The sequence below is a fragment of the Pantoea vagans genome (assembly GCF_004792415.1).
Taxonomy (GTDB): domain Bacteria; phylum Pseudomonadota; class Gammaproteobacteria; order Enterobacterales; family Enterobacteriaceae; genus Pantoea; species Pantoea vagans.
Genome location: NZ_CP038853.1, coordinates 1,648,087 through 1,672,077 on the forward strand (window position 1 = coordinate 1,648,087; position 23,991 = coordinate 1,672,077).

The window sequence follows — 23,991 nt, forward strand, 5'->3', positions numbered from 1 at the left end:
TTACTGTGACGAGCCAAACAGCGCATGCAAATGCAGGCTGGCGTCGTCATAATCGCTGCGCTCAAAGATGCCCTGTTGCAGGAAGGCTTCCATCTGCGGATAGAGCCTGATGGCTTTATCGAGCATCGGATCGCTGCCGGCGGCGTAGGCCCCGACGCTGACCAGATCGCGGTTACGCTGGAAGCTGGAGAGCAACTGCTTAAACTGGCGCACCTGCGCATAGTGGTTCTCATCGATCAGCGAGGTCATCGCACGGCTGATCGAGGCTTCGATATCAATAGCCGGATAGTGACCCGCTTCGCCAAGCCGGCGCGACAGTACGATGTGACCGTCAAGGATGGCGCGCGCGGAGTCCGCAATCGGGTCCTGCTGATCGTCGCCTTCGGTCAGGACGGTATAAAAGGCTGTGATCGAGCCGCCGCCATCGATGCCGTTACCGGCACGCTCAACCAGCGCAGGCAGTTTGGCGAATACGGAAGGCGGGTAGCCTTTGGTCGCCGGTGGCTCACCAATCGCCAGCGCGATCTCACGCTGCGCCATGGCGTAGCGGGTCAGGGAATCCATAATCAGCAGCACATGCTTGCCGCGATCGCGAAAATCTTCAGCGATACGGGTGGCGTAAGCGGCACCCTGCATACGCAGTAGCGGCGACACATCCGCCGGGGCAGCAATGACCACCGAACGGGCGCGGCCTTCAGCACCCAGAATGTTTTCGATAAAATCTTTAACTTCGCGGCCACGTTCGCCAATCAGACCGACCACGATAACGTCCGCTTTGGTGTAGCGCGCCATCATGCCGAGCAGCACGCTTTTCCCCACGCCTGAACCGGCAAACAGACCCATACGCTGCCCGCGACCGACCGTCAGCAGGGCATTAATGGCACGCACGCCGGTATCCAGCACGTCGGTAATCGGCGTACGCTGCAGCGGGTTAAACGGCGGGGTGATCAGCGGTGCGCGATAGCCGGTATCCGGCGACGGCAGGCCGTCCAGCGGTCGGCCGCTACCGTCGAGCACGCGGCCCAGCAGTTCCGGCCCCAGCATCAGCTGTTTGCCCGCCTGCGGGTTGTCGCCATTCTGACGCGCATAAACCCGCGCACCCGGTAAAATGCCGTCCACTTCTTCCAGTGGCATCATCAGCAGTTTCTGTCCGTTGAATCCCACCACTTCACTTTCGATTTCGCTGATGGTTTTGCCATCGTTGCGTTCGATGATGCAGGTCGCACCCAGCGGCAGCTGTAAACCGGTTGCTTCCAGCACCAGGCCGGTCGCGCGGGTCAGGCGGCCATAGCGGCGCACCGGCTGCACCTGGGTGATGCGTTTTTCAAAGGCGTCGAGCGAGCCCAGCCAGCGGTTCAGACGGGTAGTCATCAGATTTCTCCCGGCGCGGCAAGGCGGCAGAGTTCCTGCCAGCGCGTTGCGACGCTGGCATCCAGATCGCCATCTTCAGCGCTGAGTTTGCAGCCGCCAGGGTGCAGGGTGCTGTCTGCGATCAGCCGCCAGCCGTGCAGATCCAGCGTCGGACCTAAAGTCTGCTCAATACGCTGTAAGTCGTCCGGGTGAACACGCAGCTGCGGTTTGCCGCTGAACATCGGTTCCTGCTGCAGCAGACCCTGAATCTGGCGCAGCAGGGCGGTGCCATCCACCGTGGTGGCCTGACCAATCACCGAGCGAGCCGCTTCCAGCGCCAGCTGCATCAGACGGGCAGCAATCACGCTGTCCAGTGACTCCAGCGTGTTCTGGAACTCCGTTACCAGCTGCTGCATCCGCGCCTGAAGCGGCGCCTGCTGCTGCTGGGCATCGGCCAGCCCCTGCTGAAAACCGGCGTCGTAGCCCGCTTTCTGACCTTCGGTCATACCCTGCTGATAGCCTTCATTGTAACCCTGGCCCTGCGCCTCTTTGCGCATCTGCTGCTGCAGACGTTCGAGCTGCTGTTGCTGCTCATCCACGCCGTCTTCAGCTTCGTAAATTTCTGGCTGCAGCTCCGGTTCAGGCTCGTCAAAACGGCCTAAATCAGTGGGCTGCCACAGCTGCCAGGGACGGGCAGAAAATGCATCAGACATAAGTTTCCTCGCCACCACCAATCACCATCTCGCCCGATTCGGCCAGGCGACGTACCACCAGCAGGATCGCTTTCTGTTCGTTCTCCACTGCGGACATACGTACAGGACCCCGGTTGGCCAGATCGTCGCGCAGGATGTCGGCCGCACGGGCTGACATGTTCTTGAGGAACTTCTCGCGCAGAGGCTGTTCGGAACCTTTCAGTGCAACCAGCAGCTGCTCGGACTCCACTTCCTGCAACAGGCGCTGGATGCTGCGGTCGTCCACTTCCACCAGGTTTTCGAACAGGAACATCTCGTCGATAATTTTCTGCGCCAGTTCGCCATCGAAGTCGCGGACCGCTTCGATAACGGCCTCTTCCTGCTGCGTTTTCATCAGGTTGATGATCTCGGCTGCGGTTCTCACGCCGCCCATCTTCGCGCGCTTGAGGTTGGTGCCATCCAGCAGGCCATTCAGCACTTCGGTCAGCTCGGCCAGCGCGGCTGGCTGCACACCACCAAAGGTGGCGATACGCAGCATCACATCGTGACGCAGACGTTCGTCGAACAGCGCCACAATATCGGCGGCCTGGCCACGCTTGAGGTGGACCAGGATGGTGGCGATGATCTGTGGATGCTCGTCGCGGATAAGGTCGGCGGCCGCCTGCGGCTCCATAAAGTTGAGCGTTTCCATCCCGCTGGTGGTTTCGCGCGTTTCGAGAATGTCCTCCAGCAGGCTGGAGGCACGCTCTTCGCCCAGCGCCCGGGTCAGGACCGAACGCAGGTATTCGTTGGAGTTCAGGCTCAATGCAGCGAACTGCTCAGCATCGGTTTCGAACTCACGCAATATTTCAGTCAGCTGCTTGTGTGACACCTGACGCATGTTGGCCATCGCCGCGCTGAGGTGTTGTACTTCGCGCTGGTTCAGGTGTTTGAAAACTTCCGCAGCGCGCTCTTCGCCGATGGTCATCATCAGGATGGCGCTTTTTTCGGTTCCGGTCAGACTCATAGCTCTTTACTCATCCATTCGCGAATCACCAGCGCAACAACGCGCGGATCGTTTTCTGACATGTCGCGGATGCGTTGACTCATCACTTCTGCGCTCATGCGGTTGTTAGACTTACGTTCCTGATCCAGCTCATCTTTACTGAGCTGCACATTAAAGGCTTCTTCTTCTGGCTGTTGTGCAGCGGCGCGGGCAGCAACGGCTTCGGCAGCGGCTTTCTCGGCGGCCTGCTTACGAACCAGGTGCGGACGAACCAGTTTGCGGTAGAGGATAAAGGCTACCAGGGCAATCATCAGCCACTTACCGGCGTTCATCAGCTGATCAAAGAAGGACTGCTGTTGCCAGAAGGGCAGATCGGCGGTCACTGCTTCAGTGGTGTTGAACTGCGAGTTCACCACGTTGACGCTGTCGCCACGCGTCTGGGAGTAACCCATCGCTTCGCGGGTCAGGTCTTCAATCTGCTTCAGCTGCTGCTCGTTCAGCGCAACCGCTTTGCCTTTATCATCTGCACGGAAGTTCACGACGACCGCAACCGACAGACGCTGTACGTCGCCAACGTTAACTTTGGTATGACGAATGGTGCGATCCAGCTCGTAGTTCACCGTGTCATCGCGACGCGAGTTGGTTGGTGATGAGCTCGCTGCTGCTGTGCTGGTGGTCTGGCTGGCGTTGTTCGCCGCATTGTTCTGACCATTGGCATTCTGACCATTGGCCGCATTGTTGTTTGGCGTCGTGACCGGCGCGGTGTTGGCTGGCGCAGGCTGGTTAGAGAGCGCGCCTGGCACGCCACCCGGATAAGGGCTGCCCGACTGGTCACTAGTGCTGGTCTGACGTGAACGGATCGCCGTGTTCGACGGGTTAGCGTTAGGCTGATATTTCTCGTCGGTCTGCTCGGCGGTGTCGAAGTTAATCTGCGCGGTAACCTGCGCATGCACATTGCCCTGGCCGAGAATCGGATTCAGGATTGCTTCGATACGTTGCTGGTAGCGTGCTTCAACTTCAGAAGAGTACTTCAGCTGCGCGTCATTCAGATCGCGACCGGCGTTATCAGAACGGGTCAGCAGGCGACCGGTCTGATCGACCACGGTGACGTTGCCCGGCGGTAAACCGGCGACGCTGCTTGAAACCATGTGGGCGATGGCCTGAATCTGGCCTTCATCCAGCGCGCGGCCAGGCTGCAGGGTTAAGGTGACAGAGGCGGATGGCGCTTTCTGCTCACGCACAAATAAAGTTGGTTTTGGCATCGCCAGATGAACGCGGGCGCTTTTCACCGGACCCAGTGATTCGATGGTGCGGGCCAGTTCGCCTTCCAGCGCGCGCTGGTAGTTAACCTGCTCGCTGAACTGGCTGATACCGAACTTCTCTTTATCCAGCAGCTCAAAGCCCACCGAGCCGCCTTTTGGCAGACCCTGCTGAGCCAGACGCAGACGCAGCTCATGCACGTTCGCTTCCGGCACCATCAGTGCGCCGCCGTTTTCGGCAAAGCGGTAGGGGATGTTCATCTGCGTCAGCTGGGTGACGATGGCGCCGCCATCTTCATCAGTGAGGTTGTTATAAAGGACGCTATAGCTGGGCTGCTTCGCCCACAGCACCATCGCGATCACGATCGCCACCACGGCAGCCGCCGCGACGATTAAAGGAATACGCGGATTTGCGCGCAGGCGAGCGAGCAGGTCACCGAAGCCTTTCTTTTCTTGTTCTGTTGTGGCGGCTGTGCTCGCATTCATGACCGATTCCTGCCTGACGTAATTGACCGGGTAAGTTGAGATGGCAAAACAGACTCCCTGACCTGCGTAGATAAAATTTCCACTTCAATGCCAGGCATTATTAGGTGATAAGCAAAATTCGATGGCTGGATAAGGTAGGGTTTTTGCTGTCATTTAGCGGCTTTGTCTCATTGACAACGTGCTAACTTTTCCTCACATCAAAAATGTCATCCTCTTTAATAAGGTATCGTTCATGTCCATTCAGGCAATTGACGGCGTACTGCAGCAGCTTCAGGCGACCTCACTGCAGGCCAGTAACCGCAGCAGTGAAGCCACTAATCAGATCGATTTCGGCGCAACCATGAAAGCGGCGCTGGATAAGATCAGCGAAACGCAGACCACAGCACGCACCCAGGCGCAGGATTTCGAGATGGGGAAACCCGGCATCGCGCTGAATGACGTGATGGTCGATCTGCAGAAATCATCCATCTCCATGCAGATGGGGATTCAGGTCAGGAACAAGCTGGTGTCGGCGTATAGCGAAATTATGAATATGCAGGTTTAGTTGAACTGATTTCGCGGCTCAATGAGCACCTGTCTGGTGGCGGATGAGGGATGACAGCAATAATGCCGATTTCTTTGCTGAGTCTATGAGCCTGCAGTAGCAATCATGCAGGCCTCATTGTCTATACTGCCTCTTATCAGGAGCCGTGCAGCAGTGACCTCACTTTTTGGCACAGGCGATATCTCATCATCCATCAACAGGATAGACAGCCCGATGCTAAAAAAACTTATTCTGATAACGTCATTAATCGGTTTATCAGCCCCAGCTTTTGCCGCCACACAGTGCGGGCCGTTTAACCTTCAAACCGATAAGAGTGGCTGGTTCTCAGTCAACGGGGAACGCGCGAAGACCCAGAAGGTCACGTTTTCAAAAGAGAAGGGCGATTACGACAACGCCACGATAAAGTTGCTGGTTAAAAACAGCAAAGCGCCGGGAATGGTAGACATGGAGCTGACGAATCTTGAGGGCAAAGGAATGTTAAGGGCGCAAATCGTCCGCACCAGTCAGAGTCAGATCCGCATACGGGGACTCTATGATTGCGAACCGGCAAAATAGACTGACCAGCAACCAGCATGGTGATGCCGCTAACGCATGGTTTTGCAGTTAGTCATCATCGCTGAAACCAGAGCGCTGATATCCGGCGCTTTTGGATCGTAGTAAAACGTCGCACTGGTCTGATGATGGCTGAACTTCGCAATTTCAATCCAGGCGACGGTTTCATTATCCTTTTCGAGGTTATATCGCTTCGTGCCATCTGGCAGCGGATCATCCTGCTCCAGATAAGCCCGCTGATTCTGTGCCATTTCGTTAAGGCAGGATTCAACCTGATAAGGATGACCGTCGAACCAGGCGGTCTTCGTTTCCGGGTGCAATCCAACCCGACCCATATCCACGCATCCGCTCAGCAGGCTTACGCTCAGAGCAATTATTAATCTATTCATGGCATCCACTCTCGTTTAGCAATCACTATGATTTTCTGGGCTAATATAATACAAGCTGTTTAGCTTATTTCACTGAAATAGCTCTTATTTTATCTCTTAACTTTCTGATGTTATCATCAATCAATGAGATGCAGAGTAAAGACATTAAAATCGCAATAATATAACCAATAACGAAAATCTCCCAACTACGGGCAGGTTTATCAAATCCTATAATGTACCATGCTATATAACCCCCAAAATACTGGCATAAGAACACAGGGTAAGAGAGATCACCCAGCAGTCTGGCTATTTTTCCAGGTAAGTTACCAGGATTTAAATTAAATGTAAGCATAACTATAAACATCGATAATATGTTGTTTGTATAATAAAATAAGGGGTGCCAGCCATTGGTTTGATTAATATTGAAAAGGTGCCAGTTAACGAAGAAAATAGCTATTGATAAAATCACTACCTGCCATTGGTATTTTACTAATGAAAGCGATGATTGCTTCATTTTTTCACAAATAAAATATCCAGATGCACCAAGACTGAACGGCAAAACTGCTGCAATAAAGGGAAAATAGGCCATAGCAGAACTGCCGGTATGACGAAACACATAAAAATGATATGCAATCGAAGCAATCAGCGCGAGACAGGTGAGTATGTAATTTCTGGCAATGAACAACCATAAAAGGAAATAACACACCAACTCGACGGCGACAGACCAGCTTGATGTTATTATTCTGAACCTGTATAAATCAACATATAAAGGATAGTTATCAGTAAAGGCACCAAATGTACTGGGTACCGCATTATCAGATAGAAAAGCCCAAGGAAATATAAAAGCATTCCCTGACCAGTCTAACGGCAATAAGTGTTGAGACCAGGAAGGATGAAAGTTGCTGGTATTCGGCATGAAGTGAAAAATAAGCAACCCAACAGCGATGAAAAAATAATAAGTTGGATAAAGTCGCAGGAATCTATTAACTGAGAAGCTTAATGCATTGAATTTATAAGTTCTGTTCAGTATTAAGGTAATGAGAAATCCGCTAATAACGTAAAAGAAATTTACTGCGAATTGTCCAAGGAATGGCAGCTTGCCGGTAAGGTGAAATGCGACCACGCAGCTTGCCAGCAAAAACCTGATTATCCCTAACATTATGCTAAGGCTCCGTAATAATTTTATAAGTTGGCAGGATAGCATTATTTGCAAAAGCTATCCAACACTGGATAGCATCGGTTAAGAATACTGTTGATAACAGTGACATGTAATGCGGATTTTAGTAGGTGGATAAGATTAGAGGTCAGTTTATCAATTCAAAGTATCGGTAATGAATAGTTACAATTGGTAATAACTAGCCACTGCCGTAGAGGGGTTACAGGCTCTGGTAATGGTTATCGACAGGTATGAGGAAAGACAGCAACCGCTTTTAACACGATATTGGTAATCTGACTGTCGATATCAAAAGAGAGAACGCGGCTCTGGCAAGTTCCAGTTAAGCTGGTCATACCAGCGCGCCCGCCGGGCGCGCCATCTGCACATCAACCTGCTTTGTAGGGATCTTTCTTATCATCCTGGCTGTCATCATTTTTGCGCGGCACTTCACCATGATCTTTCGGCGCATCAGTGGCAGGGTGATCGTCTTCTTCATAGGCATTGCCCGCGTTTGGCGCAGCTTCAGGAAGGCTTTTGCTGACATCACCTTCTTTCTTACGTTCTTCATTCGTATTGTGCTTAAACATAACTCACTCCTTTTGTTCCAGTGCCTTAAGTCTAGACCAGCCCTGACATCGCGCATTACATCGAGCCCTGGAGAGCAAAAAAAGCCCGCCAGAGGCGGGCTAATCGGAGTTTCTCTCATACTGTACACGTCATTTTTCGATGTTCGGGTGTGTGCAGCACAATCATGCTAACGGGAAAGGTTTGATGCAGAAATGGACAAATCTGTCATATCACCTGCGGCAGGTCACATTCCCGACGATAAAAGTGTCGATAAATAAATTCGATTGAAGAGATTAATAAAAGGCATATAGTGACCTGCGTTACCAGGAGATAGAAATTATGTTACGAGACTATTTAAAGATTGAAGCAGAAGACCAGCTGATTGAACAGCGTACACTGAGCCTGAGAAATCGCGGTCAGGAAGAGGTGACGGAATGGATTATTGTCAGCGGTCAGGGTGTCAAAAAAGGCGGCGTGACCCTGTTCGACAAACTCAGCACCCGCCGCTCATGGCCAGTCAACTATCGCATTATGCAGACCGACCTGCAGGGCAAAGTAGTGGTGGATCAACTGGTCGACGCCCTCTAGTTGCACGGCTATGACTCTGGCGACTGTTGTTCGCTGAAAAGCTAACCCGCACCCGGCGGGTTTTTTTATGGCTGCCGATAGCGGCGTAATTCAACCAGTGTGCCTGTCAGTTGCAGGCTGTCGCGGCTTGAATGCAGCTCGGGGAAGTTGATATTGACCGGAGCCAGTTCAAACTGCGCAACACCCTCTTCACTGCCTCGCTGACGCCAGGTGCGCAGCAGGGCATTCTGTTGCTGCATTGCCAGCACGCAGTCGCCGGGCTGAGGTGCCAGACTGGGATCAATGATCACCACATCCCCCCGCAGAATTGCGGGCGTCATCGCCTGTTCTTCTACCCGGATGGCAAAACTCTGTTGCGACAGCGCCATATCGTTGTGCATCAGTAGCTCATGCCGGACAATACCCGCGTCATTAAGCCATTGTGCGACGTCGCGTTGTGCCAGCAGCGGGATCTGATGCAGACCAGCCCAGCTATTTTCGCTGAAAACAGGACCATCCCCATCTATCAGATAAGCCGGTGCGCAGCCCAGCGCTTCGGCAAGCCGCAGCAGGTTCTCACCGCGCGGCAGCGTCTCTTCTTTTTCCCATTGCGAAATGGCCACATGGGAAACTTTTACCTGTTGCGCCAGTTGCTTCTGCGTTAACTGCAGTGATTTACGTCGGAGTCGGATGCGGTCACCCAGCGTTTCGTTTTTCATCAGCTTGACTTTTTGGTTGAGAGTGACTTAAGTATACTTAACTCTGGTATTTAAGCAATCTTAAATTCAGGGCGGAGGACGTGGCTGTTCTGCACGCAATGTGTTCCAGAGACCTTACCGGAAAAAGGGGTGTGGCATGGAAAGTAGTCTGATTACCAGTATGGGTGCGTTAGTTCTGGGTGGGGGGGCAGCAGCACTGTTCTGGAAACCGTTATTGGCGGGTATTGCGTCAATCGTAACCAGTAATCGAGCCGGCGGCGAAATTATTACCAGCTACAAAGAGCAGGTGGTGTTGCTGAAAGAGAGCAACCTGATGATACGGGAGGAGAACGATGAGTTACGAGAACGTCATGACAGGAATCTGCGACGTATCGCGACACTCGAAACAGATCTGCGGTTAATCAAGAATGCCGTAGGCATTTTACTGGCAATGACCGAAACCGGTCAGAACGATAAATTTCGTAACGAGATTGATCGGCTGATCTCAACTCTGGAGGATCGCAGCGATGGCAACGATTAACAGCCTTAAGGCACCTATGTCATACCGGCGCAAAGTTATCCTCGGCTGCATTCTGCTGAGCTGTTCGATGATTTGCATCCTGATGACGATTATTTTTCTTTACGTCAGTAACACGGCAAATAAGCGGGTTGAGGAGATTCGGGCGGATTATCGGGTTATCGCGGCACGGCGTGATGACCGGGTGGATTTGCTGACGAGTCAGGTCGCCGCGTTACAGCACAAGCTCGATGTGATTCCGGATCGCGTGGCTGACAAAACGATCACAAAAGTAAAAGAAGTCGTGATTGAGAAGGAGGTGCCATCAGTCAAACCGACGGAGAAACCGTAACTTCCGATTATTCTTAGTGCGGCTTCGCTATTATCGACTAGTTTTAAATCTCCGGGCGACATTTTGTATCTGAACTGACGCCCGCTGATTGGCCGGTTGATGAACCGCTAAGCCTAATCACTTTTGATAACTGACCAGAAGGAAATTTAGCATGAGCGATTCAACAGAAACCAAAACCAAAAATGACTATCTGCGCGATGTGACTTCGCAGCTGAAAGAGATGCGCCACTACGCGCAGACCAACACCGAAACCCTGTCCAGCCATTGGTTAGCGTTTGATGCCGGTGAATATAAAGACAAGACCAACGCCGATCGTATTGATGCGTTGCTGAATAAGCAGGGGAAGCTGCTGGAAGATCTGGATGCCGCCATTCAGGACATCGAGATTGAAATCAATCACAGCGAGCAGGAGAGCTGATTCATCTCCCGCTAACTGATGCGGTGGCCGCTAAAGGATTAGTCGGCCACCAGCCACATTTCCGCTTCGTCGAACATCTCTTCAACAATACGCGCAACTGTCGCCTTATCGTTCTTACTTAAATCAGTATCAATCGCGTTACGTTCCATCGGCTTGACCTTAACTTCAATGTCAGGAAACACCCGATGCACCCGCTTTTCCAGCTCCTCACGAATCATCTCGCGAGCACCCGGTAAACCGGCAACGTTGCGCTTGTCATAAATCAACTCAACAAACATGATGGCAATCCATTCAGGGCAAAATCGCTGATATATAATACTGTAAATAAAAACAGTAGCAAGGCGGCGGGCCTGATTTCATGTAAATTTTTATCTCGCGTAAACCTCAATCTTCGACTAGCAAAATGCGCACGCATCGCGACATAATGCTGGCTTACTTTTCAGGAGGTCCGCGATGCGACAACTGGTAATTGATATTCTGCTAAAGCTGGCAAAGATGGACGTCGATGCAAAAGAGCTGACGGCGCAGCTTGAAGCGCAGTCCCTGCTGGTTGCAGCGCTGCTGGTGCAGGCGAAACAGGACAACTCGCTGACCATTACAGAAACGGTGCAGGATGCCATCATTACCGCTTCGCAATCGTCGACCGAGTTTCTGCAGTCGGATGTTGATCTGCTGCTGACGCACATCAATCGTCTGCTGGCGGTTGCAAGCTATGTAGAAGTGAAAGGCAAAGCCACGGAAGAGCGAGAGTAGGGCCATTTATCAATACAGCTCCGGAGAGGAAAGCCCGGCAACCTCTCCGGAGGCAGTGAAGATGCTGTGCCCGTAAGGGCAATCATCGCATGTGGCATGACGTGAAAGTATCGCGTTTTACTCTACTGTTTCATCCGATGCTGTGCGGCAGGCTGAAAGGTGTAATTTACACCTGTTCAGTGCATTGAAATTACAGCTCGTTTTTGATGCAAAACTCTTCCCAGCTCATTCCCAGTGACTCAGCATGAGATTTAAGATAGGTTTCGATAGCCTCAGCCGCTACCGCTTTATCCGGCTCAGCGAGCTGAATAGAAAAAATCATCCCATCCAGATTTTTCTGCCGCAAAAAGGCTGCATAGATGCGTTCGGCATGCCATTCACGCAGCTGTCGCAGCGACAGATTAGCGGCACGGGCATCGCTCTCCGTTAACTCATCCAGTGAAGACTGAAAGTCGGGGTGCGCGGTAAAAAACATTTCACGAGCCTGGGCATAGTAGGCTTCTGGCGTTTTCATATTTATATTCCTGAAAGTCTGATGCAGCGCGTCAGTGTATCGGGTTGTCTTCCGCTTGTCAGGCGTGCCAGAGCCCATTCAGACGGCCAGTTGCCGATCAAAAAGCTGACCGGTCTCCTGGCTCAGGGGTAAATTCTGCTGCAAACAGCCGCTCGCGGGTGTCTGAACAGCCAGATACCTTGCGCTAGTCGGTGGAAAAATTATAACGTAGCCGCCATCGACGCGATCTTAGGGATTAAACATGAAAAAGTGGATGCTGATTGCCGCGCTGGCACTGAGTGGCTGTGCGCAAATCAACGATTATGAAAATGCGGTACAGACGCCGGCACCGGCTGAATTGCAGGGGAACTGGCAAACCGTCGGCCCGCAGAGCAGCCTGATCAGCGGACAGGCCATGGCCAGTCTGATTATCAATGCGGATGGCAGCACGCTGGATTGCCGTCAGTGGATGCGTGTGATTGCGAAGCCAGGCAAACTGACCCGTCTGAACGGTGACTATGTCAACGTGACGCGCAGGATTCGCGTGATGCCGCTGGTCGTCGATAACAGCGAACTTAACTATGACGGGCTGACCCTACGCAAGGTGGCGCGTCCGACAATAGAGTGTCAGCAGGCCCTGGAAGAAGTGGCAAAACAGCCGAAAGCCGCGGTGATTCAGAATATTGAACCGCAGCTGCTGCGCACGCCGATTACTGAACATAACGCGCAGTCGTAACCGCAGCCCATAAAAAAAAACCGCCCCGGCAGCGCGTACACGTCTGCCGGGGCGGTTTTACGTCTACTCAGTCAGTTATTCTGCTACTACCCAGACGCTGACGCTGCCACCGTTACAGACAAAGACTGCTGTACCGTGCTCGTCGGCAGTAATGGTCTCTTCTCGGTTGCCCAGATGATCGCGCCAGACCTTACCGGCAAAGCCTTCGCCCATCGGCACACTTTTCTCGCCCGCATCGCCGTTCGACATGATCACCACACAGCCAGGCTGCGTTTCGGTACCGCTGCGGCTGAACGCCACGCAGTTGGGATGATCAAAATAGTCGGTCTGCACGCCCCAGCCATACTGCTGACGCGCCCGGATTAATCCTTCGAGTTCAGGAATGACCGGCATCTCAATTTTGTGCGTCTCGCCGTCGCCGCCCTCATCTTCGTAAGTCGCCCCGAACAGGTCAGGATAGAAAATGGTCGGCACGCCCTGCTCACGCAGCAGGATCAGCGCATAGGCCAGCGGTTTGAACCAGGCCTCTACCGGCGCTTCCAGCGACTGCAGCGGCTGGGTGTCATGGTTGGCCACGATCGTCACGGCATGCCACGGATCCGCCACCACCAGCGAGTTAGCAAAAATCTGGCTCATATCGTAGGCGCTGCCTGCGGTAGAGGCCTGATGGAAGTTCATGTGCAGTGGCGCATCAAACAGCATGGTTTTGCCTTCCACCTGATGCACATACTCCTGCAGCTTCTCGGTTTCAAACGACCAGTACTCCGCGACGATAAACATCGGATCTTCAGCGACTTCCTGAATATGATCGATCCACTCTTTATAGAACCAGGCCGGGATATGTTTTACCGCATCCAGACGGAAGCCGGTGCAGGGCACCTGTTCCATCACCCAGCGTGCCCAGTACTTCAGCTCTTCCCTGACTGCATTGTTGCGGAAATCGATGTTGGCACCCATCAGGTAGTCGAAGTTGCCCAGCTCGTTATCGACCTGATCGTTCCAGCCTTCGGCGGTGTAATCGTTGATGATTTTGAATACGCCGTTTTCGTCTGGGTTTTCGATGTGATCTACGCCGCTAAAGCATTTGTGGTCCCAGACAAATTTCGAATACTCACCGGCACGTGCCGGAAAGGTGAATTTCGTCCAGGCCTCGCAGGGCACGACCTCGTCGTAAATTTCATCACGGTTATCCGGATTGACGCGGTTAACGCTGATCGCCTCTTTCTCGTCAGCGCCCATTTTGTGGTTCAGCACCACATCCAGTAGTACCCCAACGTTGTGGCTGCGCAGAGCTTCTGTCGCCGCCAGTAATTGCGTTTTGTCGCCATATTTCGTGGCAACGCCGCCTTTCTGATCAAATTCCCCGAGATCGAACAGATCGTAGCTGTCGTAACCGACAGAATAGCCACCCGAATCCCCTTTGTAGCTCGGTGGCAGCCACGCCATGGTGATACCAATTTCGCTGAGCCAGGCCGCGCGATCGGCGACTTCCGGCCACAGTTTGCTGCCATCCGGGTAATACCAATGGAAAAACTGTAATAACGTTGGGTTTTGCATGTACCACACTCCAGGGGATGATGAAAATCAAGTATGGTGTAAGCGGCAGAAAAGAGACGCCGCGCAGAAAAATAAATCTGGCGGCGTAGCAGAGCAGGGGATCAGGAGAGGGTTTCGCGCGGCACCATTACAATGCCGCCCTGACTGGCATAGGCGGACATCACTGATTTTTGACGGCTGTTCTGACCGACCAGCGAGGCCAGCTCATCCATCCGGGCCTGCAGCAGGCGTTTCACTTCGCTTTCGTTGTCGAGGATACGGCGCAGTACCGGACGTAACTGCTCCTGCGTCTGCGACGAGGGCGATACCGCCTCTGTCGACTGGGCTAAGTTCTGCACCGCATTGACATACTCCATCTCCCGGCTGATCAATTCATCCCATTCGCCCTGTGCGGCATGACGCAGCATTCCCTGGCTGAGATCGAGTAATTGTTGGTAAACGGCAATCAGATGCGGTGCAGTCGTCATTAAATAGCGTCCTGAATCAGGTTAGGTTGAACCACTTCTTTCCACGCGTCTGCGATGTTGCGCAGCAGGCCTTCGACTTCCTCGACCGCTGCAACATCATTGTGCAGGTTGGCCTGCAACAGGCGACGCGTCATGTAGTTGTAAAGATCCAGCAGATTGTCTGCCAGCTCATCACCACGGTTTTCAGCCAGGCCCTCTTTCAGGCCCGCTTCGATAATATTGATGGCTTTGGAGATAGAGCTGCCTTTTCCTTCAATATTGCCATCCTGCATAAACAGACGGGCGCGGATTAACGCGCTCAGTGCGCCGTCGAACAGCATCACGACCAGCTGCTGCTGGCTGGCGCTCATCACGGCGCTTTCTACGCCAATTTTTGCATAGGCTTTGGTGCCTGTAGCGGTGTACATGGTCACTCCTATGATTTGTTAGAAGAATTTGACGTATCAAACTGCTGCGTCAGATAGGTACTGGTCGAGTTAAGTTTACTGATGGCCATATCCAGCTGAGTAAACTGTGTCTTATAACGCGCAATATCCGCATCGATGCGATCGCTGGTGGTGTTATAAAGGGCAGTTAAGTTATTCAGTGTCTTACTGACACCATCAGTTGCGGCCTGAACAATCCCTTTGGATGCCAGCCAGTCAGTCAGTTTGCTGTCTATTTTCGCGGTGATGCCGGTTTTACCGTCACCCACAATCATCTCTTTAACGCCTGCAGCATCTTTATCCAGGGCGGCGCTCAGTTTGGTCGAATCCAGTTTTAATGAACCGCTCGTGGGGTCGGTGGTAATACCAATCTGTCCCAGCGATTTATAGGTTGACGAGCTTTGTGCGTTGGTCAGCATACTTTTCAGCTGAGTTTCGATGGTACGTAACGTACTGTCGCCCAGAAGAGCACCGTTGCTGGAGTCCTGCGTATCGCTGTTGGTATCAACCTTGGTGTATTTCGTCAGGGTATTAAACTGATCCAGCAACGTATTGTAGGCATCCACCCAGGCGCTGACGGCGCTGGAGGCCTTGGAAGTGTCTTTGGTAATAGTCAGCGTCTGACTGCCAACCGTCTGCGCAGTCAGATTTAACGTAATCCCTTCCAGTGCATCGCTAATCTGGTTGCTGCTGTTCTCAATCGCAACGTTGTTTACCGTCAATTGGGCATTCTGCGCTGCGACGCTCTGCGTCATCGGATTGCTGCTGGCGCTGGCGTCAAAGCCCACAATTCCCTGCAGCGTGCTGTCACCGGTAACGGCAATGGTTGCCACCGCATTGTCACTGCCGGTTTTATTGGCGTTCATGGAAAGACGGAAGCTGCCGTCTGACACTTTGATAATAGTGGCAGTAATGCCAGCATTGGCGCCATTAATGGCGTCACGCATACCGGTCAGCGAGGTTTGATCAGCCGAGAGCGTCACGCTTTTGCTGGTGCCATCTTTTAAGGTAATGGCAATGCTGCGGCTGGCTACGGAGCTATCGCCCAGCGGGGCGGTGTTACTGCTCTGCACTGACGAGGTCAGGACCTGCGCCTGCGCCAGTTGAGTGACGCTAATCGCATATTTACCGGCCACGGTGCTGCCAGAGGTGGTGGCGCTGAACGCCGTAGAGCTGCTGGTTGCGGTGGTGGCAGTAAACAGGTCGGCACTGTTCAGCTTGGTGTTAGCAGTCTGAAACGTCGTCAGTGAACTTTTCAGGGTGGCATAGGCACTGAGCTTAGCCGTATAAGCCGTCTGCTGTTTTGAAATCGGTGTGAGTGCGGCTTTTTCAGCGGTGGTCAGACTGTCAAGCATAGTACTGAGTGGCAGGCCGGAACCCACGCCAAGGTTAGAAATACTAGCCATGTTCATTCCTTTATAAGGTCGACAGAGAAATTGATACCTGGGTTATCGGCCTTGAATAAGGAAAGTTTAAAATTATTTGCCTTAGGGTAATGAGGTAAATAAGCACTATAGAGAAGGGTAATTCAGCGACTAGAAAATTAATGAATCAGGCCTAAAGAAGTTCGGCAGGGTGGCGATAACTTAAAACGTGACAGGCTGAAGCAGAAAAATTCGCCTGGTACTAAAAAAATTCTAAAGGTTGTTAAACGGCAGACGATAACAACTTTGACGGCGCTGAAGCCGGCGGGTTGAAGCCCACACCTTAACCGAAAGACTTGATTAACAGGAAAATTTATCATGGCCCAAGTCATTAATACCAACAGCCTCTCGCTGATCACTCAGAACAACATCAACAAGAACCAGTCAGCTCTGTCTACTTCAATGGAGCGTCTGTCTTCTGGTTTACGTATCAACAGCGCGAAAGATGACGCTGCTGGTCAGGCAATTGCCAACCGTTTCACCTCTAACATCAAGGGCCTGACTCAGGCTGCTCGTAACGCCAACGACGGTATCTCTGCTGCGCAGACGACTGAAGGCGCGCTGTCAGAAATCAACAACAACTTACAGCGTGTTCGTGAACTGACTGTACAGGCTCAGAACGGTACTAACTCAGCGTCTGACAAATCTTCAATCCAGGACGAAATCAAGTCACGTCTGAGCGAAATTGACCGCGTATCGGGTCAGACTCAGTTCAACGGCGTGAACGTGCTGGCTAAAGATGGCTCAATGAAAATTCAGGTTGGCGCTAACGATGGCGAAACCATCACCATCGACCTGAAGAAAATTGACTCTTCTACGCTGAAACTGAACACCTTCAACGTAAATGGTCCACAGGGTACCCCAACTGCTGCAGCTGCAGCTGACTTCCAGAAAGTCTACGGCTCAACCAGTAACGTAAGCAAAGCAACTGTAGCAGAAAATACTGGTGGTGATCTGGCCACTCGCCTGGGTGTTGCAGCAGCTAACGTTACTGTAACTGCAGACAAAGTTTACAAAGATGACAACGGCAACCTGTTTGCTAAAGTCAACGTGGCTTCAACCAGCGCTGCTGAAACTAACAGCCTGAAAGCTAACGGCTTTGATATCGCTAACGGTTCTAACCAGGACTTCTACGTTGCAGTTGATGCGCAGTCAGCAGCAACAACCGCAGGTGGTGATACCGCTGCGTTCACACTGGATACGGCTAACATGAGCCTGTCTAACGTAACCACGGGTTCAACTTCTGACCCGCTGGCCAAACTGGACGAAGCGATTGCAAGCGTGGATAAGTTCCGTTCTTCACTGGGTGCGATTCAGAACCGTCTGAACTCAGCCGTGACTAACCTGAGCAACACCACCACTAACCTGTCTGCAGCACAGTCTCGTATTCAGGATGCTGACTACGCTACTGAAGTTTCAAACATGTCTAAAGCGCAGATCGTACAGCAGGCTGGTAACTCAGTGTTGGCGAAAGCTAACCAGGTTCCACAGCAGGTTCTGTCTCTGCTGCAGGGCTAATCGCCTTCCGACCCCATTCAAAACCCCGCTTCGGCGGGGTTTTTTTTATGCGTACGATTAGCCCCTCTTTGCCCTGTTTCTCTGCCAATCAATCTCACACGGTTCATTTATTCTCCACTCAGACTCCTTTTTAAAATGCTTATTTAGAGCGGGTAAATAATGAAAAATATTACTGTCGTCGAACCGCTGTTTGTCAGTGCCTTTAAATGCATCGGGAGCGAATGCCGCGATCATTGCTGTAAAGGCTGGGATATCACTCTGGATAAGCCCACAGTCAATCGCTATCTGAAATCTTCGCTGATTGAAATCAAAACGCTGGCGGCTGAAAATATCACGACTACCCGTAAAAGCTTTGCCAGTTGGGGAACGATGAAGCTTAACACAGCTGGCAACTGTGCATTTATGGATGAAAATCGCCTGTGTAAGGTGCATTCGCAACTGGGCGCAGCCGCATTAAGCAACACCTGCGCGACTTATCCGCGTGCGGCAAATACATTTAAATATGAACAGCAAAAAACGCTGGCGCTATCCTGCCCGGAGGCAACCCGGCAGTTATTAGCCCTGCCAGATGCGATGCTATTTGAGCAGACTATCCGGACTCAGCATGAAGCCAATAAAGCGAAAGATCTCGATCAGCATAAGAAGCTGCTGAATCTGATGTGTCTCAATATTGTCAAATATAGCGGTGTAAATCTTGATGAAGCGTTTTATGCGCTGGCCAGCTTTCTGCTGGGTGCAGAAAGAGTAAATCCTGGAGATGACTGGCTGGTACAGATGGAGAGTCACTTTTCTGACGTGCTGAATAATCTGGAGCAGGGTGAAATCAGGCTGAATCTTGATCAGGTTAAGCCCGATCATAATCTGCAGTGGTCTTTACTGCTGCGATTACAGAGCTGGTTCAGCACCATGGCGGATAAGCGTGCGTTTCCTACCCTGAATCATTACGTCAATAAGCTGATTTACATTCAGGCTGAAGGCGCTAAAACCGATGACGTGAGTCAGTCGATGATCCGGCTGGATAACGTATGGCAGACTCAGGTCATGCCCTGGCTCGCGGAGCGTCCATGGATAATGAATAACTATATTCAGTACCGCATCTATGATGATTTTTTCCCTAATGACGAAGGCCGTAGTCCATTACTGAGTCTCTATCTTCTGACGGCGGAATGGTTCCTTCTTAAGTCCCTGATTGCCGCAAATGTTGAACTGGTCGGCACCCTTAATGAAGAAGATATTATTAATATCATCTATAGCTATCACTCAATAACCAAACACACGGCACAATCGGTGCTGGCGTTTCTGGATGAGATTGATAAGGTCAAGGTCAATGACGATCTGTCGCTGATTTACCTGCTTAAGTAAATAAAGACTCCGCTTCAGCGGAGTCTTTATTTATCCCATTCCCAAAAGAGACTCAAATTTTATCTCAGGTCAGGGTTTAGCGCTCGTTTAACGCATTTCGGGTCATGTCATGGGCAGTATGCTGGCTGTTCAGGCATAATGACTACCCGGAATACAGATCCTGCATGAAGACCTTTATCATTAATCTCGCCTCATCAACCGGGCGTCGCGCCACTATTGCTGCACAGTGCGACGCCGCCGGACTCGACTACGAATTTATTAACGCTGTAAATGGCCATGCATTAACTGAAGCGGAAATTGCGCAGCATACCCGTACGGTTAATTATGCGTTCAAACCGGGCGAAATAGGGTGTGCATTAAGCCACATCGCTATTTATCGGAAAATGAAGGATGAAAAAATTGCACAGGCGTTGGTTCTGGAAGATGACGCCTTATTTACCGAACAGCTCGGCGCGGTATTATCCAGTCCGGCAATGCAGTTATCCCCGGATAACCCGACGCTGGTACTGTTATCACGCGTCAATAGATACGTTGATAAAGCGATCGCTGCGGTAGCCGAAACATCTCATCTCTATCCGGTCTACAGCGCCACCACCGCACACGCTTATGTGATCAATCTGGAGGCCGCTACGCGACTGCTTAAACTGCTCTATCCGGTCTGGATGGCTGCCGATAAATGGTGCCTGTTTGAAGAGTATGGAGCTATGAAGCTACTGGCGGTGCATCCTGCACCGGTGCTGCTGCATGATCTGGCGCAGCAGACCACCATCCAGCATTTCAGCGATGTTGCTCAGCATAACCAGCAAAAACGCGATATCTGGACGATGCTAATGGCAAATCGACCGCTCCGCGTCAGACTGCGTCATCGCTATCGTCGGGCTATGCTTCCGCTGCTTCATCGCATCGTTGATGTCAACGCCGCTGCAGATCGTCAGAAATAGCGAAAATCCGTTTAGTGCGGTGCGGGCGCGAAGAGGGCCAGCGCCGCCGGTCGCAACGCAGATGATCGCCCATCCCGTTACAGTTCCCCCCCGTACTGCCGATAACTCCTCACAGAACAACATCATTTTTGATTTTAACTTTGTGGAGTGTCTATGCGCTTCAATTATGACCTTTTACCGGGCGAGCAGCTGACCTTCGATGAGATCGCCCGGCGTTATGCGCTGCAATATCCTGATGATAAAGAGCTGACGGCGCGTGCCTTGCTGAGTCCGTCAACCGGCCTGCGCACGCTGAAAATCCGTGCGGTGTTCGCGCGGGAGGAGAGCAACAGTCCGCTGGAAGATCTGCTGTTCATCTCCCATGACAACGAACGTAAAAATTATCTGCGCCGCTTTGAGCACTACCTTAAGCAGAATCTTTCTTTCCTCTATTTTCGTCGCAGCGACAACGAGAAGCGCGACAACCTGTGGAAAGTGATGGGCAGCAGTCAGGTCTTCGCGATGATCGATCCACAATCGGCCACGGCACAGAACCTGTTAAACAGTCGCGGCTACAAACTGGTGCTGATGCATCAGGATGATGAAGACATTTACTGGCAGCTCTTTAATCCGCAGGCGGACCCCTGTTTTCCGCAGTCGCAGCGTATTCAGTTCATCGTGGTGCTTAGTACGCCGCAGCACAAAGTCCCTGCGGCAGTGATGCCAGGCACTGAAGTGGGGCGTCGCGTGAAAGCACGGGTGCTGCAGCGTGCCAGCCAGGCGGAATTCAGCGCCGGTGTCAAAGCGCGCTACGGTGCCTGCGTGATGACCGGCACCGAGCTGACCGAACGGCACAACTGGCCCTGGGTGGAAGCCTGCCATATCGACACGCAGGAGGGCGATGACGGCGTCCTGGCAGACAACAGCATCGATAATGGCCTGTTTTTACGCAGCGATCTGCAGCGGCTATTTATTAACCGACTGATTAGCATTGATGCTGAATCAGGAACGATTCAGGTGCATCCCGGCGAGGAGGCGCGGCAGCACATTGCGCCCTGGTATCAGGAGCTGGAGGGTCGTGTCTGTAGTTTGTGGGCCGCGGTGCCGCCCGCCACACGGCAACGGCTGCGCGCCCGTCGTTAATTTCAGGAAGCGTGCAGAAATAACTGCACGCTGACTTAACAAAAATCAAATAGCCTCGTTTTACCCCGCCTATTCAGCCAATCGAAAACGCTACAGAATTGGATAATCATGCCGATAACTTCATTAACGCAGGGTAGTCAACGTGAACGATTTCTATACCGCCGAAGGCGTGATGGACAAGCATTCGCTCTGGCAGCGCTACGTGCCGCTGGTGCGCCATGAAGCGTTGCGTCTGCAGGTTCGCCTGCCGGCCAGCGTTGAGCTTGACGACTTGCTGCAGGCAGGTGGAATAGGGCTGTTAAATGCCGTAGAGCGTTACGACGCGCTCCAGGGCACAGCTTTCACCACCTACGCCGTGCAGCGTATTCGTGGCGCAATGCTCGACGAGCTTCGCAGTCGGGACTGGGCACCACGCAGCGTGCGTCGTAACGCACGTGAAGTGGCGGGCGCAATGCACAGAGTGGAACAGTCGCTGGGGCGTTCTGCTTCCGAGCAGGAAGTGGCGCAGCAGCTGAATGTTTCCATGGAGGAGTACCGGCAGATCCTGCTGGACACCAACAACAGTCAACTCTTCTCCTACGACGAGTATCGGGAAGAGCACGGCGACAGCGCGGAGCTGGTGACGGAAGGCCATGAAGAGGCTAATCCGCTTCATCAGCTGTTAGAAGGGAGTCTGCGTGAGCGCGTCATTGAAGCGATCGAAGCGTTACCCGATCGTGAAAAGATGGTGCTGACACTGTACTACCAGGAAGAACTGAACCTGAAAGAGATTGGCGCAGTACTTGATGTGGGTGAATCCCGTGTCAGCCAGCTGCACAGTCAGGCGATTAAACGCCTGCGGGCCCGACTTGCGGGAGCGCGCTAGCAGTATCAGTTCCTGGCGATTCAAAATTATAAGAAACCGGGGACTCAGTAATGGGAGCCAAGACCAAGGCCAGACCGTTAAGTCGTTATCTTAAAGACTATAAACACAGCCAGACCAACTGTTCACACTGTGGCAAGGTATTAGATCGAATGGCGCTCGTTTTTCGTGGCCAGATCATCAATAAAGAGGCCATCGCTCGGATGGACCAGATGATTGATGAGCAGCTGTGGCTGAAACTTCAGCCCGAACTGACCGCGCTTTGTCGTTTTTGTAGTGATATTTTTTGTAATACCCATCCTAATTACTTCGACATTATGGCGTTTAAACAATATTTGTTTGAACAGACAGAGATGAGCCCCAGCACGATTCGTGAATATGTGGTGCGTCTGCGTCGACTGGATGAGATGCTGAAAGCCAAAAATTTCCCGGCCGAAAAGCTTAAAGGAAATAGCTGGCATCAGTGTCTGGAAAGCGATCTGCCCGATGCCGGTAATAACAATTACCGTATCGCGCTGCGTAAGTACGATCAGTTCTTAGGCTGGCAGCAGGCGTAAGCCTGTTCTGCACCGATTGCTCCCCCGCGTGCCTCCGGCACGTTATCTCTTACCCGCCAGCCGGGTTAAGGGAAGGGGGAGCACGGCGCTTCTTTCTTCTCGTCTTTATACTACCGCATCTGCTGTCACCTGAATCAGAGTGATCCTTTTCGCATCTTCTGCAACACTGTAAGGATAATTTTCATGCCCGACCGGAGGCAGCATTGTCTTTACATCTGTTACATCAATTCCCGCGTCTTGAATTGCTTGGCGCACCCACACCGTTAGAACATCTGCCACGTCTTTCCGACTATCTGGGTCGCGATATTTTCATCAAACGTGATGACTTCACGCCGGTAGCGATGGGCGGCAACAAGCTGCGCAAGCTGGAGTTCCTGGCAGCTGATGCGCTGCGCGAAGGCGCAGATGTGCTGCTGACCGCGGGCGCAATCCAGTCTAACCATGTGCGCCAGACGGTGGCCGTCGCAGCCCGGCTTGGCCTGAAGTGTGTGGCACTGCTGGAAAACCCGATTGGCACCCACGCTGAAAACTACCTGAGCAACGGCAACCGTCTGTTGCTGGACCTGATGGACGCGGAAGTGATTATGGTTGATGCACTGCACAACCCCACTGAACAGCTGGCAGAAGAGGCCACGCGTCTGGAAGCGCAGGGATTCCGCCCTTACATTGTGCCGGTCGGCGGCTCAAATGCGCTGGGTGCACTAGGCTATGTAGAGTGCGCGCAGGAGATCGCCCATCAGAGCGAAGGCGTGGTCGATTTCGCCGCCGTGGTTGTCGCCTCGGGCAGTGCCGGCACCCATGCCGGACTGGCGGTAGGCCTGGAGTATCTGCTGCCGGAAACTGAGCTGGTCGGCGTCACCGTTTCACGTCAGGTCGAAGCGCAGTTGCCGCTGGTAGAGCGTTTACGTCAGTCGCTGGCGGAGACGCTTGAAGTGCAGGCTACGGCACCGATCACGCTGTGGGATGACTATTTTGCGCCACGCTACGGTGAACCCAATGATGAAGGCATGGCGGCAGTGAAACTGCTGGCGCAGCTGGAAGGCATCCTGCTCGACCCGGTGTATACCGGCAAGGCGATGGCCGGATTGCTGGATGGCATCAGCCAGAATCGTTTCCGCCGTGAAGGCCCGCTGCTGTTTATTCATACGGGCGGCGCACCGGCGTTATTTGCTTATCATCCTTCGGTCTGAGACAAGCGAATAAAACAGTTTATACTCCGTGCGTTATCATTCTGGACTGGCAGCAACATAGGGTGCTGCCCTT

At 52.5% G+C, this 23,991-nt stretch carries 29 protein-coding genes; 15 read left to right on the top strand and 14 right to left on the bottom strand.

All coding sequences use genetic code 11. The features are described 5' to 3' along the window. From fliI to fliF, 4 genes are read right to left on the bottom strand one after another with little or no spacing between them, the layout of a single operon-like run. Complete coding sequence (gene fliI / locus EGO56_RS07600; RefSeq protein ID WP_013358284.1) at nt 1–1,371, bottom strand: flagellar protein export ATPase FliI; 1,371 nt, start codon at nt 1,369–1,371, stop codon at nt 1–3. Beyond that, complete coding sequence (gene fliH / locus EGO56_RS07605) at nt 1,371–2,063, bottom strand: flagellar assembly protein FliH (RefSeq protein ID WP_013358283.1); 693 nt, start codon at nt 2,061–2,063, stop codon at nt 1,371–1,373. The genes fliI and fliH overlap by 1 nt, the downstream gene beginning before the upstream one ends. Continuing rightward, a complete protein-coding gene (gene fliG, locus EGO56_RS07610; protein WP_013358282.1) occupies nt 2,056–3,048 on the bottom strand; it encodes a flagellar motor switch protein FliG in 993 nt (330 codons plus the stop codon). The genes fliH and fliG overlap by 8 nt, the downstream gene beginning before the upstream one ends. After that, nucleotides 3,045–4,772, bottom strand: coding sequence for a flagellar basal-body MS-ring/collar protein FliF (gene fliF, locus EGO56_RS07615; RefSeq protein WP_135908316.1), 1,728 nt, complete (start codon nt 4,770–4,772; stop codon nt 3,045–3,047). The genes fliG and fliF overlap by 4 nt, the downstream gene beginning before the upstream one ends. Nucleotides 4,773–5,004: 232 nt before the next feature. On the opposite strand from fliF, the gene fliE reads away from it, so the two are divergent. Continuing rightward, complete coding sequence (fliE, locus tag EGO56_RS07620) at nt 5,005–5,316, top strand: flagellar hook-basal body complex protein FliE (protein ID WP_013358280.1); 312 nt, start codon at nt 5,005–5,007, stop codon at nt 5,314–5,316. A 153-nt stretch (nt 5,317–5,469) separates the two neighbouring features. Beyond that, nucleotides 5,470–5,871: a hypothetical protein gene (locus EGO56_RS07625; RefSeq protein WP_238349009.1), complete on the top strand. Its 402-nt coding sequence runs from the start codon at nt 5,470–5,472 to the stop codon at nt 5,869–5,871. A 29-nt stretch (nt 5,872–5,900) separates the two neighbouring features. On the opposite strand, the gene EGO56_RS07630 is transcribed toward EGO56_RS07625, so the two are convergent. The 3 genes from EGO56_RS07630 to EGO56_RS07640 form a co-directional block, all read right to left on the bottom strand. Then, nucleotides 5,901–6,257, bottom strand: coding sequence for a hypothetical protein (locus tag EGO56_RS07630; protein WP_135908318.1), 357 nt, complete (start codon nt 6,255–6,257; stop codon nt 5,901–5,903). 64 nt (nt 6,258–6,321) lie between these two features. Then, nucleotides 6,322–7,395 (bottom strand): acyltransferase family protein, encoded by a 1,074-nt coding sequence (locus tag EGO56_RS07635; protein ID WP_135908320.1) that lies wholly within the window; start codon nt 7,393–7,395, stop codon nt 6,322–6,324. A gap of 383 nt (nt 7,396–7,778) precedes the next feature. Then, nucleotides 7,779–7,979, bottom strand: a complete 201-nt coding sequence (locus EGO56_RS07640; protein WP_095707010.1) for a hypothetical protein — start codon at nt 7,977–7,979, stop codon at nt 7,779–7,781. A 319-nt stretch (nt 7,980–8,298) separates the two neighbouring features. Between EGO56_RS07640 and EGO56_RS07645 the strand changes: the two genes are divergently transcribed. Further along, on the top strand, nt 8,299–8,547 hold the full coding sequence (locus EGO56_RS07645; protein WP_061062732.1) for a hypothetical protein: 249 nt from the start codon (nt 8,299–8,301) through the stop codon (nt 8,545–8,547). 65 nt (nt 8,548–8,612) lie between these two features. On the opposite strand, the gene EGO56_RS07650 is transcribed toward EGO56_RS07645, so the two are convergent. Continuing rightward, complete coding sequence (locus EGO56_RS07650) at nt 8,613–9,245, bottom strand: helix-turn-helix domain-containing protein (RefSeq protein ID WP_135908322.1); 633 nt, start codon at nt 9,243–9,245, stop codon at nt 8,613–8,615. A 136-nt stretch (nt 9,246–9,381) separates the two neighbouring features. Here EGO56_RS07650 and EGO56_RS07655 point away from each other — a divergent pair, with 136 nt between their 5' ends. The 3 genes from EGO56_RS07655 to EGO56_RS07665 all read left to right on the top strand — a co-directional run bounded on the left by EGO56_RS07655 (nt 9,382) and on the right by EGO56_RS07665 (nt 10,511). Then, a complete protein-coding gene (locus EGO56_RS07655) occupies nt 9,382–9,765 on the top strand; it encodes a hypothetical protein (RefSeq protein WP_098052998.1) in 384 nt (127 codons plus the stop codon). Further along, entirely contained in the window at nt 9,752–10,093 is a 342-nt protein-coding gene (locus EGO56_RS07660) for a hypothetical protein (protein WP_135908323.1), read from the top strand. Before EGO56_RS07655 ends, EGO56_RS07660 begins: the two co-directional genes overlap by 14 nt. Before the next feature lie 151 nt (nt 10,094–10,244). Next, nucleotides 10,245–10,511 carry a hypothetical protein gene (locus EGO56_RS07665; protein ID WP_013358265.1) on the top strand — a complete coding sequence of 89 codons (267 nt, stop codon included), beginning with the start codon at nt 10,245–10,247 and terminating at the stop codon, nt 10,509–10,511. A gap of 38 nt (nt 10,512–10,549) precedes the next feature. Here the strand turns inward: EGO56_RS07665 and EGO56_RS07670 are convergent, their stop codons facing one another. Continuing rightward, nucleotides 10,550–10,789: a DinI-like family protein gene (locus EGO56_RS07670; protein WP_003854508.1), complete on the bottom strand. Its 240-nt coding sequence runs from the start codon at nt 10,787–10,789 to the stop codon at nt 10,550–10,552. A 175-nt stretch (nt 10,790–10,964) separates the two neighbouring features. Here EGO56_RS07670 and iraP point away from each other — a divergent pair, with 175 nt between their 5' ends. After that, entirely contained in the window at nt 10,965–11,264 is a 300-nt protein-coding gene (iraP, locus tag EGO56_RS07675) for an anti-adapter protein IraP (RefSeq protein ID WP_013358264.1), read from the top strand. Nucleotides 11,265–11,454: 190 nt separating this feature from the next. Here the strand turns inward: iraP and EGO56_RS07680 are convergent, their stop codons facing one another. Further along, nucleotides 11,455–11,778, bottom strand: a complete 324-nt coding sequence (locus EGO56_RS07680; RefSeq protein ID WP_135908325.1) for a DUF6388 family protein — start codon at nt 11,776–11,778, stop codon at nt 11,455–11,457. Nucleotides 11,779–12,019: 241 nt separating this feature from the next. Between EGO56_RS07680 and yedD the strand changes: the two genes are divergently transcribed. Next, complete coding sequence (yedD, locus tag EGO56_RS07685; RefSeq protein ID WP_135908326.1) at nt 12,020–12,493, top strand: lipoprotein YedD; 474 nt, start codon at nt 12,020–12,022, stop codon at nt 12,491–12,493. A gap of 75 nt (nt 12,494–12,568) precedes the next feature. Here the strand turns inward: yedD and amyA are convergent, their stop codons facing one another. The 4 genes from amyA to fliD form a co-directional block, all read right to left on the bottom strand. Further along, complete coding sequence (amyA, locus tag EGO56_RS07690; protein ID WP_135908328.1) at nt 12,569–14,050, bottom strand: alpha-amylase; 1,482 nt, start codon at nt 14,048–14,050, stop codon at nt 12,569–12,571. Nucleotides 14,051–14,151: 101 nt separating this feature from the next. Further along, nucleotides 14,152–14,517 (bottom strand): flagella biosynthesis regulatory protein FliT, encoded by a 366-nt coding sequence (gene fliT, locus EGO56_RS07695; protein ID WP_098053002.1) that lies wholly within the window; start codon nt 14,515–14,517, stop codon nt 14,152–14,154. Next, complete coding sequence (gene fliS, locus EGO56_RS07700; protein ID WP_135908330.1) at nt 14,517–14,924, bottom strand: flagellar export chaperone FliS; 408 nt, start codon at nt 14,922–14,924, stop codon at nt 14,517–14,519. Before fliS ends, fliT begins: the two co-directional genes overlap by 1 nt. An 8-nt stretch (nt 14,925–14,932) precedes the next feature. Next, a complete protein-coding gene (fliD, locus tag EGO56_RS07705) occupies nt 14,933–16,348 on the bottom strand; it encodes a flagellar filament capping protein FliD (RefSeq protein ID WP_135908332.1) in 1,416 nt (471 codons plus the stop codon). 336 nt (nt 16,349–16,684) lie between these two features. Here fliD and EGO56_RS07710 point away from each other — a divergent pair, with 336 nt between their 5' ends. The 7 genes from EGO56_RS07710 (at nt 16,685) to EGO56_RS07740 (ending at nt 23,918) form a co-directional block, all read left to right on the top strand. Then, the gene (locus tag EGO56_RS07710) at nt 16,685–17,884 is read left to right on the top strand and encodes a FliC/FljB family flagellin (protein ID WP_135908334.1); all 1,200 of its coding nucleotides are present in this window, start codon (nt 16,685–16,687) and stop codon (nt 17,882–17,884) included. A gap of 159 nt (nt 17,885–18,043) precedes the next feature. Then, entirely contained in the window at nt 18,044–19,246 is a 1,203-nt protein-coding gene (gene fliB / locus EGO56_RS07715; protein WP_135908336.1) for a flagellin lysine-N-methylase, read from the top strand. 164 nt (nt 19,247–19,410) lie between these two features. Continuing rightward, nucleotides 19,411–20,187, top strand: coding sequence for a glycosyltransferase family 25 protein (locus EGO56_RS07720; RefSeq protein WP_135908338.1), 777 nt, complete (start codon nt 19,411–19,413; stop codon nt 20,185–20,187). A 153-nt stretch (nt 20,188–20,340) separates the two neighbouring features. Further along, nucleotides 20,341–21,309, top strand: a complete 969-nt coding sequence (locus EGO56_RS07725) for an HNH endonuclease signature motif containing protein (protein ID WP_013358255.1) — start codon at nt 20,341–20,343, stop codon at nt 21,307–21,309. 142 nt (nt 21,310–21,451) lie between these two features. Next, nucleotides 21,452–22,174 (top strand): RNA polymerase sigma factor FliA, encoded by a 723-nt coding sequence (locus EGO56_RS07730; RefSeq protein ID WP_003854529.1) that lies wholly within the window; start codon nt 21,452–21,454, stop codon nt 22,172–22,174. A gap of 50 nt (nt 22,175–22,224) precedes the next feature. Continuing rightward, nucleotides 22,225–22,728, top strand: a complete 504-nt coding sequence (gene fliZ / locus EGO56_RS07735; protein ID WP_013358254.1) for a flagella biosynthesis regulatory protein FliZ — start codon at nt 22,225–22,227, stop codon at nt 22,726–22,728. Between the two features lie 203 nt (nt 22,729–22,931). After that, nucleotides 22,932–23,918 (top strand): D-cysteine desulfhydrase, encoded by a 987-nt coding sequence (locus EGO56_RS07740; RefSeq protein WP_135908340.1) that lies wholly within the window; start codon nt 22,932–22,934, stop codon nt 23,916–23,918. The last annotated feature ends 73 nt before the right edge of the window (nt 23,919–23,991 follow it).

Coding starts and splice junctions, on each gene's coding strand:
- EGO56_RS07635 (WP_135908320.1), bottom strand. CDS start 7,395: ATGTTAGGGATAATCAGGTTTTTGCTGGCAAGCTGCGTGGTCGCATTT.
- EGO56_RS07670 (WP_003854508.1), bottom strand. CDS start 10,789: ATGTTTGTTGAGTTGATTTATGACAAGCGCAACGTTGCCGGTTTACCG.
- fliT (WP_098053002.1), bottom strand. CDS start 14,517: ATGACGACTGCACCGCATCTGATTGCCGTTTACCAACAATTACTCGAT.
- iraP (WP_013358264.1), top strand. CDS start 10,965: ATGCGACAACTGGTAATTGATATTCTGCTAAAGCTGGCAAAGATGGAC.
- EGO56_RS07725 (WP_013358255.1), top strand. CDS start 20,341: ATGCGCTTCAATTATGACCTTTTACCGGGCGAGCAGCTGACCTTCGAT.
- EGO56_RS07645 (WP_061062732.1), top strand. CDS start 8,299: ATGTTACGAGACTATTTAAAGATTGAAGCAGAAGACCAGCTGATTGAA.
- fliG (WP_013358282.1), bottom strand. CDS start 3,048: ATGAGTCTGACCGGAACCGAAAAAAGCGCCATCCTGATGATGACCATC.
- EGO56_RS07720 (WP_135908338.1), top strand. CDS start 19,411: ATGAAGACCTTTATCATTAATCTCGCCTCATCAACCGGGCGTCGCGCC.
- fliI (WP_013358284.1), bottom strand. CDS start 1,371: ATGACTACCCGTCTGAACCGCTGGCTGGGCTCGCTCGACGCCTTTGAA.
- EGO56_RS07680 (WP_135908325.1), bottom strand. CDS start 11,778: ATGAAAACGCCAGAAGCCTACTATGCCCAGGCTCGTGAAATGTTTTTT.
- EGO56_RS07655 (WP_098052998.1), top strand. CDS start 9,382: ATGGAAAGTAGTCTGATTACCAGTATGGGTGCGTTAGTTCTGGGTGGG.
- yedD (WP_135908326.1), top strand. CDS start 12,020: ATGAAAAAGTGGATGCTGATTGCCGCGCTGGCACTGAGTGGCTGTGCG.
- EGO56_RS07630 (WP_135908318.1), bottom strand. CDS start 6,257: ATGAATAGATTAATAATTGCTCTGAGCGTAAGCCTGCTGAGCGGATGC.
- EGO56_RS07665 (WP_013358265.1), top strand. CDS start 10,245: ATGAGCGATTCAACAGAAACCAAAACCAAAAATGACTATCTGCGCGAT.
- fliH (WP_013358283.1), bottom strand. CDS start 2,063: ATGTCTGATGCATTTTCTGCCCGTCCCTGGCAGCTGTGGCAGCCCACT.
- fliE (WP_013358280.1), top strand. CDS start 5,005: ATGTCCATTCAGGCAATTGACGGCGTACTGCAGCAGCTTCAGGCGACC.
- EGO56_RS07710 (WP_135908334.1), top strand. CDS start 16,685: ATGGCCCAAGTCATTAATACCAACAGCCTCTCGCTGATCACTCAGAAC.
- fliF (WP_135908316.1), bottom strand. CDS start 4,772: ATGAATGCGAGCACAGCCGCCACAACAGAACAAGAAAAGAAAGGCTTC.
- amyA (WP_135908328.1), bottom strand. CDS start 14,050: ATGCAAAACCCAACGTTATTACAGTTTTTCCATTGGTATTACCCGGAT.
- EGO56_RS07660 (WP_135908323.1), top strand. CDS start 9,752: ATGGCAACGATTAACAGCCTTAAGGCACCTATGTCATACCGGCGCAAA.
- fliS (WP_135908330.1), bottom strand. CDS start 14,924: ATGTACACCGCTACAGGCACCAAAGCCTATGCAAAAATTGGCGTAGAA.
- EGO56_RS07640 (WP_095707010.1), bottom strand. CDS start 7,979: ATGTTTAAGCACAATACGAATGAAGAACGTAAGAAAGAAGGTGATGTC.
- EGO56_RS07650 (WP_135908322.1), bottom strand. CDS start 9,245: ATGAAAAACGAAACGCTGGGTGACCGCATCCGACTCCGACGTAAATCA.
- fliD (WP_135908332.1), bottom strand. CDS start 16,348: ATGGCTAGTATTTCTAACCTTGGCGTGGGTTCCGGCCTGCCACTCAGT.
- fliB (WP_135908336.1), top strand. CDS start 18,044: ATGAAAAATATTACTGTCGTCGAACCGCTGTTTGTCAGTGCCTTTAAA.
- fliZ (WP_013358254.1), top strand. CDS start 22,225: ATGGGAGCCAAGACCAAGGCCAGACCGTTAAGTCGTTATCTTAAAGAC.